Genomic DNA, 14816 nt, shown 5'->3' with positions numbered 1-14816 from the left:
TTCGGCATGGGCTGTTTTTCTGGTCTGAGAAAAATCTGAATTGTTCATGCTGAGTTCATTTTTTGGGGGTATACTGTCATCGTAAGTGTTGATAAACAATGAGGTGAGTGCATGTTCACATTACTGATCGTCGAAGATGATAAGAATTTACAAAAACTAATGGCCGCCGTCTTGAAGCGGAACGGCTATCATGTCCTGACTTGTAAAGATGGTCGGGAGGCATTAGATATCCTGGACAGCCAACATGTGGATTTATTAATCAGTGATATCATGATGCCGCATATGGATGGCTATCAATTGACAGATGAGCTGCGGAAAGCGCAATGCGAGCTGCCGATTCTCATGGTTACCGCCCGGGAAACCCTAGAAGATAAGAAACGGGGCTTTCTGGCGGGTACAGATGACTATATGGTCAAGCCAATCGATATGGACGAGATGCTATTGCGAGTATCGGCGCTTTTACGCCGGGCCAAGATTCAAAATGAACGGCGTCTCAACTTTGGCAATATAGAGCTGGATTACGACACGCTTACTGTAAGCACAAATACCGGTTCGTTTGTGTTGCCGCAAAAAGAATTTTACCTGCTGTTTAAATTACTTAGCAATCCAAAACAGATATTCACCCGCAGGCAGTTGATGGACGAAATATGGGGGATAGATGTGGAAACCGACGAACGCACAGTAGATGTGCATATTAAACGCCTACGGACTCGGTTTGCCGATACAGAAGATTTTCAGATTCTCACTATTCGCGGCCTGGGCTATAAGGCGGAACGGCTCGAATGAGAAAATTCAGCATCAAGCTGATCCTGTTTTTTGTGTTCATCGTCCTGGTCTCCTCCTCCCTGTCGTTTCTGGCCTCGACCCTTTTTTCCCAGCAAGTAGCAGGGGAAATCCGGCAGGACCAGCGGGATATCGCGGAATCGGTCCGGGAGTTGTATGCCAAGACAAATTTGAGCCTTGACGAAATTCTCTGCATCACTTCCACATCAATGTATGAAGTGCGAGCCGTCGAACCAGGTGAACTGGAACTGCGGCAGGTGGACTGGGACCAGTTGGAGCATGGAGAAGCGGTGTTCTTGACCACCGGGAGATTTATTCGGACAACAACCTTGATTCGCGTAAATGGCGACTATATCCGGATTGGTCTTCAACCGCAAAACACGATTTTTACAGTTATGGCCTCCCGAATGTGGGATTCGTTGCTCTTTTATGTTGCTATTGCTGTATTGCTGGTGGTGCTTATGGTGAATATTGTTGTCAAGCCAATTCGCCGACTCAGTGAAGCTACCCGTGAAATTGCCAAGGGGAATTTTGACGTTCAGGTGGATGCAGTGAGCAATGATGAGATTGGGCAGCTGACAGAGAACTTTAACCGCATGGTCAGGGAACTGAAGAGCATTGAGTATCTGCGTAAAGATTTTATCAGCAATGTTTCCCATGAGTTCAAGACCCCGATTGCATCCATTCAGGGTTTTGCCCGCTTGTTGCAAAGCGACGGACTTAGTCCCGAGGAACGGGCAGAGTATGCCGAAATCATTGTCGAAGAGACCGGCAGGCTCTCCCGCCTGTCATCAAATATGATGAAGTTATCGAAACTGGAAACCCAAGAAATTGTTGAGCGGGGAACGCCCTTTGCCTTGGATGAGCAAATCAGAAAGAGTATTGTGCTCCTCGAACCGGAATGGGAAACTAAGGGCATTACCTTTAATATTGAGTTGGTTTCAGTTATGTACCAAGGTAACGAGGAGTTGCTGCATCAGGTCTGGTTGAATCTGCTGGGCAATGCGATAAAGTTCTCGGAAAAGGGTGGGACAATTGATATCCGCCTCTGGCAGCAAGAGAAGCAGGTGTTCATTGAGATTGCTGATCAGGGCATTGGTATGGACGCTGAGGTTCAATCCAGGATTTTCGAGAAATTTTACCAGGGGGAAAAAGCTCATTTTCGGGAGGGCAGTGGTCTGGGCCTGGCATTGGTAAAACGGATTATCGAGATGCATGGTGGCAGGATTGATGTGGAAAGTGTCCCCGGGCAGGGTTCAACGTTCACCGTCCGCCTCCCGGACGTTTAAATAGCGCGGCGGGCCCCCTACGGGGGGCCACCGGGCACAAGCAAGGAGCGATGGAAATGGAGGCCAAGACTTCAGCTGTACTGATACAACCGGGTGAAACAAGCGAGTTTTCTGACCCGGAGCAAATGCAAGATCTCTGCAAGGCCATGAATCGATTTCTACTTTGCTATAATTTGGGTATGGATCAGGTCAATACAAAGATTAATACTTTAAAGCAAGAATTTCAGCATATACACGAATATAATCCAATTGAGCATGTGAAGTGGCGGCTCAAGACTCCGGAAAGCATCCTGAAAAAAGTGCGGCGTAGAGGTTGTCCGTGGTCTTTTGCGGCAATTCGGGAGAATGTCCGGGATATAGCGGGTATTCGCATCACCTGTTCCTTTGTTTCTGACATTTACCGTGTCGCCGGGATGTTGATGCAGCAGCCAGATCTTGAGGTAGTCGAATACAAAGATTATATCGAGCAGCCAAAATACAACGGCTATCGGAGTCTGCATATAATCCTTAAAGTACCAGTGTATATGTCTGATCACACCGAGAGAGTGTATGTTGAAGTGCAAATTCGGACCATTGCTATGGATTTTTGGGCTAGTCTGGAGCACAAAATCTATTATAAGTTTCAGGACGGACAGGATATTCCCCATTCTTTGCACGCCGATCTCAAAGAGGCCGCCGAAGCAATGACCATTTTGGACGAAAAAATGGAGCGAATTCACAAAGAAATGCAGCAGCTGCGTTTAGCAGGTTGGAATGATGACAAACCTCTCCTGTCTGCGGATTTATCGAGACTGCTGATAAATGCCCAATATCCATCTGTTTAACAGGGGAGCATTCTGCACCCTCCAGCAGAAGCTCCCTGTCTGCCAACCATTATCTGGTTGGCTTTTTGTTTGGGCTTTGGTATTATGTGGAAAAGAGTTGGTTCACTGCCCGATATAAAATAGGTACTAATTCAGGAGGTGGTTGCAATGCGGTTTGTAAAAAATCGGTCTGGAGTGTTTGGACTTGTGTTTGTTGTCTATGTATTGGCCTTTCTCGGTTTTTATCTATTTCAACGCCTGACCAATGGGGGAAGTCTCTTGTTGTCTACTTTCTGGGGTGACGTCGCTGCCACTGTCATCATTTGGCTCTTCGGTATTGTCTACAAGAACTCCAGTCTCTACGACCCGTACTGGTCGGTGGCGCCCCTGTATGTTGTCTGCTTCTGGTTGTTGGTCAGAGGAAGCAGTCCTAGTACTCCCGATATTTTGTTCCTATTCGCGCTCTTTGTCTGGGGGATACGCCTGACATTCAACTGGGCTACGCGCTGGCAAGGTATTGAGCATCAGGATTGGCGCTATACCTACTTTAAGAAACGGTCTGGCAACTGGTGGCAATTGGTCAATTTGGGCGGCATACACTTGATACCGACAATCGTTGTATATTTGGGCATTGCTCCGGTATTTTTCGCTCTATTTGAGCCTGGGCCGGGAACTGGCGTGCTGCTGGCGTTGGGATTTGTCCTCTGTATCATTGCTGCCGCAATCCAGCTCATCGCCGACAAACAAATGGATCGCTTTAAACAACGTGCCCAGTCCCGTGAGCAGTATATTGATGAGGGAATCTGGCGCTACTCCCGTCACCCCAACTATTTTGGAGAACTCCTCTTCTGGTGGGGATTGTGGGTAATGCAAGTCGGCGTCAACACGTCAATTTGGTGGACGGTAATTGGACCAGCCGCTATGACGCTTCTATTTGTATTCATCAGCATACCGCTAATGGAAAGACACATCCTCGCGAACAAACCGCATTATGCTGAGTACCAGAACACAGTTTCTGTTTTGGTGCCATGGATGCGCAAACTCCGCCGGGAAACCGCTGTCTGACAGTTAAAACTAGCGAAATTTTATCTAAAGAATAAATGAGGTAATCCCTCTGCTGAGAAATCAGCGGGGGGGGGGTTATTGACATATATATCAAACAATGATATATCACTATATGATATATGGAGGGTTTGGGCTTGCCGAGAAAAGATTTTATGGATATGGGGGAGCTAACTGACCCGGCATATTTTATTCTGCTATCGCTAACAGAACAAAAACACGGTTACTTGATAATGAAAACAATTGAGGAACTAACCAACAATGAAATTACAATCGGGCCGGCTTCGCTGTATACCACATTGAAAAAACTACTTAAGGCAGATTTGATCCAGTTGGTGGAGGAGACTGACGATAACAAGAAGCCCTATGTTATAACAGAACTGGGTTACGAACGCTTGCAACAAGAAGTTGACCGTAAGCGACGATTGATTGCCTATGCGGAGAAAATCCTTGCGGGAGGGAATGTAAGTAAATGAAAACAAAATATAAAATGATTAACGGCTTCGCCTTGGGGTGGAAATGATATCCACTTTTTGCAGAAGGGCGTCTAATTCTAGATAAGTGACCCCGCTTGCTTCTATATCAGGTTTACGGGTGCGGCTGTAATAGAAGACATTCATTCCAAAGGATTGTGCCTGTTCAGCAAGCATTTTCCCCAGAGTGCCCATGCCGATGATTCCCAGGGTCTGGCCTGTCAGCTCTAAATCCACCGGCTGCCACTGATGTTCTCCGAGGCCTTTCAATAGTCGGACCAGCTCGCTGATTATGAATTCGATGACCCCTTCATCGCCGTAATCCCGGACGCCAAGGACTTGAATCCCGCGCTCTTTGGCCGCGTCAATATCGACGTTTGCGCTCTTTGCATCGATAAGCGTGCAGCACATGCCTATGTACTTGATGTTGCGACAGTCGCAATTACTTCCCGGTCTATCGGAGTATTCCAGGATACCAGCACGCCATCGGCATCGCCAATCCTGGCAATAATCTCTTGATTGGTATCGGGATAATCTTCATAGAACACTGTTTCTCTGGCCAGCTTTCGCAATTTGGCCCGGGCTGATTCCAGTAGTCCGGTATTATCAACGGATACGATTTTATTAAAGCCCATGATGTTACCTCCTTTATTAGAATTCATTTCTTTAGTATACAAGTAATTGATTCTGAAATACAGACCGATGTCAGACCCTGACAGAGGGTGCAGGAAGTCGTGAAGACCACATGCTCAAATTAGTCAATGCTGATTCTGCCCGCACTCATTATAAGATGCATGTTATATTTTCTGCCACAATCTTGATAATTGGAGACAATTAGCAGGCGCTTAACAAGGAATTCCCTCAGACAGCTAGAAATTTATAAGGTGGACAATTAACTGATTGGGGGATGGGAATGTAGTGGGGGTTAGCGAGCAAAGGGCTAATACAAAGAGCGGGTTTTTAACCAAAAAGACAAATATTTATGGCCTAATCGTAATAACAGCTATTTTGGGCGTAGTTCTTTTCTTGGGCAGCGGCTTTGTCCTGGCTTATTTGGCTGAAGATGCAGCGAATACAGCTGTAGACGAGGTTAAGGAGTTGCTGCCGAACCTGGAAACACAGGAAGAAATTGACGTTGCCCGGGAAGCTTGGGATAATGCTGCAGAACTGGTTGAAGATTTAAAGGAAGGCACGGTGCGTGATGGGTTATTGGAGCGCCTTGCCGGAATCCAGCAGGTTATTGACGAAACCCAGGAGGCCCTAGACATTGCCATGGCGAAACTCGCGGCCGAAGAAGCTGCCACGGAAGCAGTTGGTGCAGTGCAGGGTAAACTCGAAACTATTGAATCCCAGGAGCAAATCGACGCGGCCAGGGAGGCATATGAAGCTGCCCGCTTGCTCGTCGAAGACTTGCATGACGGGGATATTAGAGCTGCGTTGCTGGAACAAATAGCAGCTATTGATACACTTTTGGAAACCGTCCAGGAGCAATTTGATGCCGAAGTTGCGGCAACGGAAGCAGTCGAGGAAGTTGAAGCGCTTTTGAGCGATCTTTCCAGCCAGAGCCGGGTCAATGCGGCTCAATCAGCTTACGATGCAGCTTACCAACTGGTTGAAGAATTGCCTGAGGGTGATGTTCAGGAGCAGTTACATGAACAGTTGGAGGAGATTCTGGAGGAGATAGATGAAGCCCAGGAGGAGTTGCACCGTAAGGCGGAAGAGGCAGCTACCGAAGCTGTAGAAAGGGCTGAATCCCGAATTTCTAACCTCTCCAACCAGGGTGCAATCAACTCGGCCAACAGCGCATATAGTCCCGCCAACAACCTGGTCCGAAATCTACACGATGGTTCCGTTAAAGACTCTCTTTCCAGTCGGATAAATGCAGTCAAATCTGCAATCGACCAGGCCCAACAGCAATTGAATGCAAAATGGGCAGAAGTGCGTCTGAACTTTAACCGGCAGCGCTATACTTATAGCAACCTCACCAACGACTTACAGAAACTTGCCGGACATTACCCGGATTTGGCCAGCACGGCAGTTGTCGGTCAGTCGGTGGAGGGTCGAAATATCTGGTCAATCACAGTCGGCAAGGGCTCTAGGGATGTTTTGGTTTTGGGCTCTCTCCACGCTTCCGAGTGGATGACTACGCCTGTGGTCATGCGAACAGTAGAGACATTACTATGGGAGTATGACCAGAACATTACCGTCAGTGGCGAGTCTGTCAAAGATATTCTGGACAAGTATTCCATTACCTTTATCCCCATGGTCAATCCCGACGGTGTGACTTTGGTGCAGCAGGGGGTAAGTGCATTTCCTGACCGTGCCGAGGAACTGCTGGCTTTAAATGGGAACTGGGGCGAGGATTTTTCTCGCTGGAAAGCGAATATTCGCGGCGTTGATATAAACCGTAATTTTGATGTCCGCTGGTCCACCCAGCCGGGGCAGAGTGAAAATCCTGATCCCTACTATGCTTGGCACCCGGGCCCCAGCGCCGAATCGGAGCCGGAGACCCGGGCAGTGGCAAACTGGGTTCGCAGCAACAATCCGGAATTACTTCTTGATTACCACTCCTTTGGAGAAATTCTCTTCTGGTGGTACCTGCAGTCCGGCTCTCAGCTAAACAGGGACCGGGCAATTGTCACAGCGATGCGGAATTATTCCGGTTTCAGGATGGAAGGGATTAACCATAATGCAGATCCTTCCTCCACCTCAACTTATTGGGGGTCCCGGGTTATTGGCATTCCCAGCATCACTGTAGAATTGGGGAATCGGTATCCCCGACTTCTTGGGATGGGCGATTTGAACAGTATGTTTGGCAAGGTACGGTACCTGCCTTTAATTGGGATTATGAACCTGCCTAGTTACTAAACTGGGTGATCTACAAAACAGCGCCACTACGGTGCTGTTTTGTTGTACATAATAGTAACTGATCTGTAAGTATTCAGTCATTGACAATCAATTCAGGTGTACTATAGTATTAGTACAATAGGTCAAATTGGGGAGGTATTGCAATGATTATTGTTTCGAGCTTCATCAGCGTGATGTTGGTCGTGTTCGGCTTGTTGATAAAATATAAGCAGGCGTATTGGTTGATTGCCGGGTATAACACCATGCCACGGGAAAAGCAGAAGAATGTTGACACCGAAGGCCTGGGGCGGTTTATTGGCAATACGATGTTTGTCCTGGCAGGGGTAACCTTAGCGGGGGGAGTGCTTTCGGAGCTTGGTGTTGTTTTCATGCCGGCCGCCACCTTCATGCTTTATATCCCGATTGTCATCTACATTGTTATCCGGGCCCAGAAATTTGATGGCAATACCCGGGATGCCGAGGGAAAAATGACGCCACAATCGAAAGGGACTGCCTACGTGGTTGTTGGTATTCTGGCGCTAGTCGCCATCGGTTTGGGCGTACTTTATTACCATACAGTTACCCCGCCAAGCTACACGATTGAGAATGGTGTGCTTAACATCTCTGGCATGTACGGCCGGAAGGTTGAGTTTTCCACAGTTACCGATGTGGAGCTACTAGAGACAATGCCGGAAGTGGGCTATCGGTCCAATGGTGCTGCAATTGGAAATGCAAAAAAGGGAGATTTCCGCATTTCTGGAATTGGCAGAGCCAGGTTGTTTGTCAACATCGACAGGCCGCCTTTTATTTATTTGGAAACTACGGATACGTCTCTAATATTCAACGCCGCGGATGAAGCGGAGACAAGGGATTTGTATCAGCAGATTTTGACGGAACTGAATCAATGAGCTAATATTTTAGTATTCGATAGTTTAATCAGGGTGGTGTAAATTTGTATAGTTTCCAGAATGATTACAGCGAGGGAGCACATCCCAACATTCTCAAGGCATTGATGGAGCACAACTTGCAACAGGAGGCCGGCTACGGCGAGGACAGCTTTACCCGCCAGGCGGTGGCGGTGCTCAAGCAGAAATTGGGCCGGGAGGATCTGGACATCCATTTGTTTGCTGGCGGCACCCAGACAAATCTCACCACGATTTCGGCACTCCTCCGTCCCCACGAGGCAGTGATTTCGGCCAGCACCGGACATATTTGCGTGCATGAGACCGGCGCCATAGAGGCCACCGGACATAAAATCATTGCTGTTGAGTCTGCCGATGGCAAGCTGCGGCCGGTGGATATCCGGCGGGTTCTTGATGAACATGGCGACGATGAACATATGGTAAAGCCAAAGCTGGTCTATGTCTCCAACAGCACCGAAATTGGCACCGTATATTCCAAGGAGGAATTGACCGGGCTTAGCGATTTTTGCCGGGTTCATGACCTGTTGCTGTTCATGGATGGAGCGCGGCTGGGTTCAGCGCTCTGCTCGCCGGTGAATGATCTGGAGTTTTCGGACTTGCCGGCGCTGGTTGACGCGTTCTATATTGGCGGCACAAAGAACGGGGCCCTGATTGGCGAAGCCTTGGTGCTCTGCCGCGAAGAACTGAAAGCGGAGTTTCGCTATATTATCAAACAAAAGGGAGCGCTGCTTGCAAAAGGCCGCTTGCTGGGCATACAATTCCGGGAGCTTTTTCGGGATGAGTTGTTTTTTGAGCTTGCCCGTCATGCCAATAAGATGGCGGCCATGCTCACCACGGGCATCTCCCAACTTGGTGGACATTTCCTCACCGATTCGCCATCCAACCAGATTTTCCCGATACTGCCTAATGGGGTCATCCATGAGCTAGAGACCAAGTATGCGTTTTATCGGTGGGCCCCGGTTGACGAGGAGCATTCAGCAATCCGGCTTGTTACTTCCTGGGCAACTCCAGAGGCTGCTGTAAACGGTTTCCTGACCGATTTGCAACGGTTGATGGCAGATTTGTAGGGGAGACGGGAAATGGACGGCACAAGACGCAGCAATATAAATGTGGGAGATACGGTGCAAGTGGTTCTAAAACAAGATCAAAATTCGGGCAAACTCACAGATGGCAGAGTTGCCCGGATCCTTACCAAATCCAGCACCCATCCCCACGGCATCAAGGTCAAGTTGGAAAACGGTTTGGTGGGCAGGGTGAAAACTATAATTGAGAGTAATAATAAGAATGGGTAGTCCCGGTTTATTTGATCGAATTGCGCTTATATATGCATTGTTTTACAAGTATCAGGTCAAGCACTTTGGCAATGTGCTAGACGGTCCCCTGCGGGATTTGACCATCTCCAGCTATACCTCTGCAATTGATGTTGGTTGTGGCACTGGGGCATTATGCGCGGTGCTCAAACAGAAGGGGCTGCAGGTGACGGGGATAGACCCTGCGGGGCGAATGTTGGCTGCAGCTGCGAAGCGGCCGGCTAACAAAGGCGTGGATTTCATCAGGGCTAACGCAGCGGAACGTCTGCCCTTCTCTGATAAAAGCTTTGATATTTCTTTCTGCACTTTTGTGGCCCATGGGTTACCGGCAGCGGAACGGGTAAAGATGTACGCAGAGTTGAGCCGAATAACCCGGTATAAAATCCTGATAATTGACTATAATCAGCAACGTTCGCTGGCGGTCAATATCGTCGAGTGGTTAGAAGGGGGCAACTATTTTAAGTTTGTCAGGCAGGCTCGGCACGAAATGGAGACTTATTTCGCAGCTCTGGCGATTAGACCCTTGGGGCCTAGAACAGCTTGTTATATTTGCACCCCCTAAGCAGCGCATCAAAAAAATCAGCCTTCCCGTGAAAATTTCGGGAGGGCTGATTTTGCTAGAATAGCTGAATCGTAAGCCAAAAGGCGACGAGGGAGGCGCCGGCAAATAGCGTTGTTCCTGCCAACAGGGCCCGGCCGCCTTTCGCCCTGATGGTGCCAAAATTGACTGCCAGACCCATTGCGATCATCGCCATGGTGATTAAAGTTGAGCTTATATCGCTGACGACATCCGTTACCACGCCCGACAGCGGCAGCATGCTGCCCAGTATGGCAGCGGCAACAAAGAGCAATACGTAGTTTGGGATGCCGGCTTTGGCGCCAGCTTTTTGCGATTTAAACATCACGCCTAGTAGGGGAGCGATTATCGCAAGCATCGCGACCCGGGCCAGTTTCACCACCGTGCCAATCTCCCCCGCCAGTTCAGAGCGGGCAAAGGCAGCGCCAATGGCATGGGCGACATTATGCAAAGTCAGGCCGGACCAGACGCCAAAACCTGTGTCTGACCCCTGGTAACCCACAGCGGCGGCAGAGTAGATTAATAGTCCGGCGGCACCCAGGATACTGACCACAGAGACTGCCAGCACCGTGTCTTCTTCGTCTGCATCCAGTGTAGGCGCCAGGGCCGCCACCGCTGATGAACCACAGATGGCGGTGCCCAGGCCGAGCATCGTAGCTACTTTAGTATCGGTGCCTGTCAATTTGCCAATCAATACTCCCGCCAGGATAACCAGCGGTACAAATATTAGAACCAATAATAAGACCCGGATGCCGGCCTCGGATAAAGCCTGCAGGTTTAGGCGAAAACCAAGCAACACGACGCCCGCGGCCAACAGGTATTTTTGGCTCCAATTCAGTCCAGGTCGCAAGGTTTCTGGCAGTTTAACTGTCCCCGCCAGAATAATACCTAAAATAATCCCTATTGTTAGAGCTTCTAGCTCTAACACCGGACTAATGAGACCTGCCAGCAGCCGCGCTGTCAAGGTGAGGATATAGACAAATACCACACCGGGTATAAATTGTTTAAGCATTTTCAGTCCCTCCTGTAAGCAGTACACTTGTCCAGTTTACCATAGATTGGACTATAACTGAATGATGCCCTGCCTCCCATTTTTTGCATATGACACACAGCTTGCGGCTCTTATGTTACAATACTAAGGCAATCATTTTTTAAGGCCAGGTGATAAAAATGTCGACGAAAACACTGAGAGTTATTGATTGCGGAAAGCTGGACTATCTTCAAGCCTTTGACTTCCAACGGGATTTGCAACAGAAAATTAGCCGCGAGCTCTGCCCAGATACTCTGCTTTTGCTGGAGCACCCCAATGTGTATACCGTGGGCCGCAGCGAAAGTGCCAGCCACATTCTGCTTCCCAAAGAGCAATTGGAGAAGCTGGGCGCCCAGGTTATCGAAACAAATCGAGGCGGCAAAGTTACTTATCATGGACCGGGTCAGATTGTCGGCTACACTCTCTTTGATCTTCGCCGTTATGGTCGGGATGTGCCCGGCTTTGTCGAAAACATCGAGGAAGCAATAATCCAAACGTTATCTGTTTACGGGATTCACGGTGGGCGGAATCCTGAGTACACCGGTGTCTGGGTTGGGGATAACAAGATTTGCGCCATCGGTATTGCCATCAGTCGTTGGGTAACCATGCACGGATTTGCACTGAATGTCAACACTGATCTCAGCTATTTCCGACATATCAATCCCTGTGGGATTACGGACAAAGGAGTAACTTCCATGGAGCTGGAGTTGGGGATGCGCATAGAAATGACAGAAGTTCAAGACTTGTTGCGGGAGAAATTTGCCCAGGTTTTTGGTTTTACGGAAATTGAGTACCAAAAGGGAATGAGTGCCAATGGTTAAACGCCCGGAACGACCGGAATGGATGCGGAAAAAGATCAACCTGGGAGAGCTCCATGAGATGTACCAACTGCTTTCCCGGCATGAGCTGAATACTGTCTGCGAAAATGCCCGCTGCCCTAATATCGGGGAGTGCTTCAGTAAAAGAACGGCAACGTTTATGATTCTTGGCAATCAGTGCACCCGGAATTGTCGGTTTTGTGCTGTGCAGGCCGGCGCGCTTGTCAATCCGGACCCTGCCGAGCCTGAGAATGTCGCTAAAGCAACCCGGGAACTGGGACTGAAGCATGTTGTTATCACCTGTGTTACTCGGGATGACTTGGCAGACGGCGGTGCCGGACACTTTGCCAAGACAATAAATGCAGTAAGGGATCTTAATCCCGACACGACAATAGAGATACTCACCTCAGATTTTCGTGGTAATTGGCAGGACCTGAAGACGGTGGTCGCCGCCCGGCCCCATATTTTTGGCCATAATGTGGAGACGGTGCCCTCTTTGTATCAGGAGGTTCGCCCTGGTGCTGACTATCAGCGTTCCTTGGCGCTCTTACGTCAGGTCCGGCAGTTAAATTCTGATATTATCACCAAATCCGGTCTGATGCTGGGTCTGGGGGAAGACAAGGCGGAAGTGGAAGCGGTAATGCAGGACGTGCGGGATGCGGGCTGTGGCGTAATCACCATCGGCCAGTACCTGAGTCCGGGTAAAAATCATTTGCCAGTAAAAGAGTATGTGGAGCCGCAGGTCTATGAGGAATACAAAGCGACAGGCAGAGCAATGGGCTTTAAATATGTAATCGCCGGGCCCTATGTTCGCAGCTCCTATATGGCCGAGACTGTAAAATTGGATAGCTAAACATAAACAGGGCCACCGGGAAACTATTCCGGTGGCCCTCTTGGTTATGGATTGTTAGGGGGCTAGGACTGGGTAGGTTTAGCAGGCGCCCTGGTCATCAGGGCCAGGCCGGCGCCTCCCAAACAACATATGCCGGCCACAACAAATGCGGTGGTCAGGGGCAGTATAGAACCCATGTACATGCCGCCTGTCCCCCCGATTCCATAGGCGATATAGACCAGTCCATAATTTCCGCCCAGGTTTTTGGTTCCAAAGAATTCAGCCGTCGTCGCCGGGAAAACAGCAAGAAAACCACCAAAGCATAGGGTAATTGAAGCAAATGCGAAGACGAGTGGAAACAGGGAAGTACTTATCGAAAGCATTAATAGAGATAAGGAAGTTAAGATAAACATGCTAAACAGGACTTTGGTGCGTCCGAATCTGTCTGAGACTGCGCCCCAGAGGATTCGACCCGAGACGTTAAACACTCCCAGCAAACTAACTACCCCGGCAGCCTGTCCCGCGGTTAATCCAGCCAATTCTTGTCCAATTGGAGCAGCCAGGCCAATAACCATCAGGCCGGCGCCACTGCCAATCAAGAACATAAACCAGATCAGATAAAAAGCGCTTGTCCGCAGCATCTGAGCTTGCGAGTAGTCCTTAAGTCGGGTGTCCGACTTGAGTTGCTGTCGGCCCGGCGGTTTCGCGTCAGTAGCGCCATCAGGCGGCAGTTTCAGAAATAGGGCGCCAAAGCTAATCAGCGCCATAAAAACCAAACCCAGGATCAGCCATGTAGATAAAACTCCTCGATTTAGAACCATTAGCCGGCCAATCGGAGTGAATACCAAAGTGCCAATACCCATTCCAGCAACAACAAACCCAGATACAATCCCCTTCTTATCCGGAAACCATTTGTTACAGGTGGCCAAGGGGGTAATATAAGCGAATCCCATACCGGTTCCACTGATAACTCCATAAAATAAATATATCTGGCCAATCGTTGATGCTTGGCTGGCAAGGATTAAACCGCCACCCAGCAAAAGACCTCCGATTAATGTTACTTTTTGTGGGCCAATCGGGTCCTGAAGCATGCCGCCAAACAAGGTGGTGATAGCAAATGTGAGGATGATTAGCGAGAAAATCATGCTGACTGGGGTGGCCAGTGATTCAGCAGGAACCCCTAATCTCTGACTGAATAGGTCCTGCAACGGAAGCTGGTAAATGCTCCAGGCGTAGACTGTTTTTGCTGAGCCATATAGCCCCCAAAAGCACTAGCCAGCGATAAGAAGAGTGATGTATCAATTTTGTGTCCTCCACTTCGGCGAATGACATATATATTCAGCACCAACTAATAGAACTTGCTTATAAAAATACAGTTTTTCTGAGAGTTTTGCAACTAAAACTTGTAATCCTAAACAACAAGACCCGAGTTCATTTAGTTTTTCATCGGGCATTAGGCGTTGGCGGGTGCGATGACCTTTGTTCCAGCTCCTATATACCGGAGACAGTCAAGCTGGATGAAGTTTGATCTCCAGGCAAGGGCAACTATGTAAAGATATCTTGACATTACTGCCCTTGTTTTTTATACTATGTGTAAAGGTACCTTGTCAGTGGCTGCGGAGGTGTTGTGATGAAGGTAGTCAACTATGTAAGGGAAATCCGCATGCAACGAGGCATTACCCAGGTCCAAATGGCCAAAGATTTGCAGATAACAAGACAAACAATTAATGCGATTGAAAGTCATAAGTACAATCCCAGCTTGGAACTGGCCCTGAAAATGCTTGTATATTTTGATGTGTCGATTGATCAATTATTTCGTTTGGAAGGAACCGGAGGGGAGTCTAAATGAACAAAAAACAGCAAAATCTATTCTGGTTAGTAACTCAAGTTTCGCACACCCAAAACCCTGCTGACCTCCTGAAGTAACTAGGTAAGTCAGCAATAAATTGGCCATAAAGCTCCCTAATGTGCTCCTGATTTAGTCTAGCCCTGCTCATGACATATACAGCGAATAGGCTGACCAATAATTGAAGAGCAGCAGTGAATGTTATGTCTTGCAGCTCATCGCA

General features: G+C 48.7%; 17 protein-coding genes. 13 read left to right on the top strand and 4 right to left on the bottom strand.

The genetic code is table 11. From position 1 onward, the window contains the following. Nucleotides 1-111: 111 nt before the first annotated feature. From FH749_12455 to FH749_12435, 5 genes are all read left to right on the top strand, one after another. Nucleotides 112-786, top strand: a complete 675-nt coding sequence (locus tag FH749_12455; GenBank protein ID MTI96268.1) for a response regulator transcription factor — start codon at nucleotides 112-114, stop codon at nucleotides 784-786. Beyond that, nucleotides 783-2072: a HAMP domain-containing histidine kinase gene (locus FH749_12450; GenBank protein ID MTI96267.1), complete on the top strand. Its 1290-nt coding sequence runs from the start codon at nucleotides 783-785 to the stop codon at nucleotides 2070-2072. The genes FH749_12455 and FH749_12450 overlap by 4 nt, the downstream gene beginning before the upstream one ends. Nucleotides 2073-2128: 56 nt before the next feature. Then, on the top strand, nucleotides 2129-2896 hold the full coding sequence (locus tag FH749_12445; protein MTI96266.1) for a GTP pyrophosphokinase family protein: 768 nt from the start codon (nucleotides 2129-2131) through the stop codon (nucleotides 2894-2896). Nucleotides 2897-3043: 147 nt separating this feature from the next. Then, nucleotides 3044-3940, top strand: coding sequence for a DUF1295 domain-containing protein (locus FH749_12440; GenBank protein ID MTI96265.1), 897 nt, complete (start codon nucleotides 3044-3046; stop codon nucleotides 3938-3940). 134 nt (nucleotides 3941-4074) lie between these two features. Beyond that, nucleotides 4075-4413, top strand: coding sequence for a PadR family transcriptional regulator (locus FH749_12435; protein MTI96264.1), 339 nt, complete (start codon nucleotides 4075-4077; stop codon nucleotides 4411-4413). A gap of 18 nt (nucleotides 4414-4431) precedes the next feature. Here FH749_12435 and FH749_12430 read toward each other — a convergent pair whose 3' ends face one another. Together FH749_12430 and FH749_12425 are read right to left on the bottom strand one after the other, a co-directional pair. Beyond that, nucleotides 4432-4821 (bottom strand): hypothetical protein, encoded by a 390-nt coding sequence (locus tag FH749_12430; GenBank protein MTI96263.1) that lies wholly within the window; start codon nucleotides 4819-4821, stop codon nucleotides 4432-4434. Between the two features lie 2 nt (nucleotides 4822-4823). Beyond that, nucleotides 4824-5045, bottom strand: a complete 222-nt coding sequence (locus FH749_12425; GenBank protein MTI96262.1) for a hypothetical protein — start codon at nucleotides 5043-5045, stop codon at nucleotides 4824-4826. A 283-nt stretch (nucleotides 5046-5328) separates the two neighbouring features. Here FH749_12425 and FH749_12420 point away from each other — a divergent pair, with 283 nt between their 5' ends. From FH749_12420 to FH749_12400, 5 genes are all read left to right on the top strand, one after another. Further along, entirely contained in the window at nucleotides 5329-7278 is a 1950-nt protein-coding gene (locus tag FH749_12420; protein ID MTI96261.1) for a hypothetical protein, read from the top strand. Nucleotides 7279-7421: 143 nt separating this feature from the next. Further along, a complete protein-coding gene (locus tag FH749_12415) occupies nucleotides 7422-8165 on the top strand; it encodes a DUF3784 domain-containing protein (GenBank protein ID MTI96260.1) in 744 nt (247 codons plus the stop codon). 44 nt (nucleotides 8166-8209) lie between these two features. Next, on the top strand, nucleotides 8210-9247 hold the full coding sequence (locus tag FH749_12410) for an aminotransferase class I/II-fold pyridoxal phosphate-dependent enzyme (protein ID MTI96259.1): 1038 nt from the start codon (nucleotides 8210-8212) through the stop codon (nucleotides 9245-9247). A gap of 12 nt (nucleotides 9248-9259) precedes the next feature. After that, entirely contained in the window at nucleotides 9260-9472 is a 213-nt protein-coding gene (locus FH749_12405; protein MTI96258.1) for a YwbE family protein, read from the top strand. Beyond that, nucleotides 9465-10052 carry a class I SAM-dependent methyltransferase gene (locus FH749_12400; protein MTI96257.1) on the top strand — a complete coding sequence of 196 codons (588 nt, stop codon included), beginning with the start codon at nucleotides 9465-9467 and terminating at the stop codon, nucleotides 10050-10052. Before FH749_12405 ends, FH749_12400 begins: the two co-directional genes overlap by 8 nt. Before the next feature lie 55 nt (nucleotides 10053-10107). On the opposite strand, the gene FH749_12395 is transcribed toward FH749_12400, so the two are convergent. After that, nucleotides 10108-11079: a putative sulfate exporter family transporter gene (locus FH749_12395; GenBank protein MTI96256.1), complete on the bottom strand. Its 972-nt coding sequence runs from the start codon at nucleotides 11077-11079 to the stop codon at nucleotides 10108-10110. Nucleotides 11080-11237: 158 nt separating this feature from the next. Here FH749_12395 and lipB point away from each other — a divergent pair, with 158 nt between their 5' ends. Together lipB and lipA are read left to right on the top strand one after the other, a co-directional pair. Next, nucleotides 11238-11918: a lipoyl(octanoyl) transferase LipB gene (lipB, locus tag FH749_12390; GenBank protein ID MTI96255.1), complete on the top strand. Its 681-nt coding sequence runs from the start codon at nucleotides 11238-11240 to the stop codon at nucleotides 11916-11918. Next, nucleotides 11911-12768, top strand: coding sequence for a lipoyl synthase (gene lipA / locus FH749_12385; protein ID MTI96254.1), 858 nt, complete (start codon nucleotides 11911-11913; stop codon nucleotides 12766-12768). The genes lipB and lipA overlap by 8 nt, the downstream gene beginning before the upstream one ends. Nucleotides 12769-12830: 62 nt before the next feature. Here the strand turns inward: lipA and FH749_12380 are convergent, their stop codons facing one another. Continuing rightward, entirely contained in the window at nucleotides 12831-13955 is a 1125-nt protein-coding gene (locus FH749_12380; GenBank protein MTI96253.1) for an OFA family MFS transporter, read from the bottom strand. Between the two features lie 422 nt (nucleotides 13956-14377). On the opposite strand from FH749_12380, the gene FH749_12375 reads away from it, so the two are divergent. Beyond that, nucleotides 14378-14596 (top strand): helix-turn-helix transcriptional regulator, encoded by a 219-nt coding sequence (locus FH749_12375; protein ID MTI96252.1) that lies wholly within the window; start codon nucleotides 14378-14380, stop codon nucleotides 14594-14596. The last annotated feature ends 220 nt before the right edge of the window (nucleotides 14597-14816 follow it).

This window comes from Bacillota bacterium (assembly GCA_009711825.1).
Taxonomy (GTDB): Bacteria; Bacillota; Proteinivoracia; order UBA4975; family VEMY01; genus VEMY01.
The sequence above is the reverse complement of the archived record's forward strand: the minus strand, read 5'-3'. Positions and strand labels throughout refer to the sequence as shown.

Coding starts and splice junctions, on each gene's coding strand:
- FH749_12455 (MTI96268.1), top strand. CDS start 112: ATGTTCACATTACTGATCGTCGAAGATGATAAGAATTTACAAAAACTA.
- FH749_12450 (MTI96267.1), top strand. CDS start 783: ATGAGAAAATTCAGCATCAAGCTGATCCTGTTTTTTGTGTTCATCGTC.
- FH749_12445 (MTI96266.1), top strand. CDS start 2,129: ATGGAGGCCAAGACTTCAGCTGTACTGATACAACCGGGTGAAACAAGC.
- FH749_12440 (MTI96265.1), top strand. CDS start 3,044: ATGCGGTTTGTAAAAAATCGGTCTGGAGTGTTTGGACTTGTGTTTGTT.
- FH749_12430 (MTI96263.1), bottom strand. CDS start 4,821: ATGTGCTGCACGCTTATCGATGCAAAGAGCGCAAACGTCGATATTGAC.
- FH749_12425 (MTI96262.1), bottom strand. CDS start 5,045: ATGGGCTTTAATAAAATCGTATCCGTTGATAATACCGGACTACTGGAA.
- FH749_12415 (MTI96260.1), top strand. CDS start 7,422: ATGATTATTGTTTCGAGCTTCATCAGCGTGATGTTGGTCGTGTTCGGC.
- FH749_12405 (MTI96258.1), top strand. CDS start 9,260: ATGGACGGCACAAGACGCAGCAATATAAATGTGGGAGATACGGTGCAA.
- FH749_12400 (MTI96257.1), top strand. CDS start 9,465: ATGGGTAGTCCCGGTTTATTTGATCGAATTGCGCTTATATATGCATTG.
- FH749_12395 (MTI96256.1), bottom strand. CDS start 11,079: ATGCTTAAACAATTTATACCCGGTGTGGTATTTGTCTATATCCTCACC.
- lipB (MTI96255.1), top strand. CDS start 11,238: ATGTCGACGAAAACACTGAGAGTTATTGATTGCGGAAAGCTGGACTAT.
- lipA (MTI96254.1), top strand. CDS start 11,911: ATGGTTAAACGCCCGGAACGACCGGAATGGATGCGGAAAAAGATCAAC.
- FH749_12375 (MTI96252.1), top strand. CDS start 14,378: ATGAAGGTAGTCAACTATGTAAGGGAAATCCGCATGCAACGAGGCATT.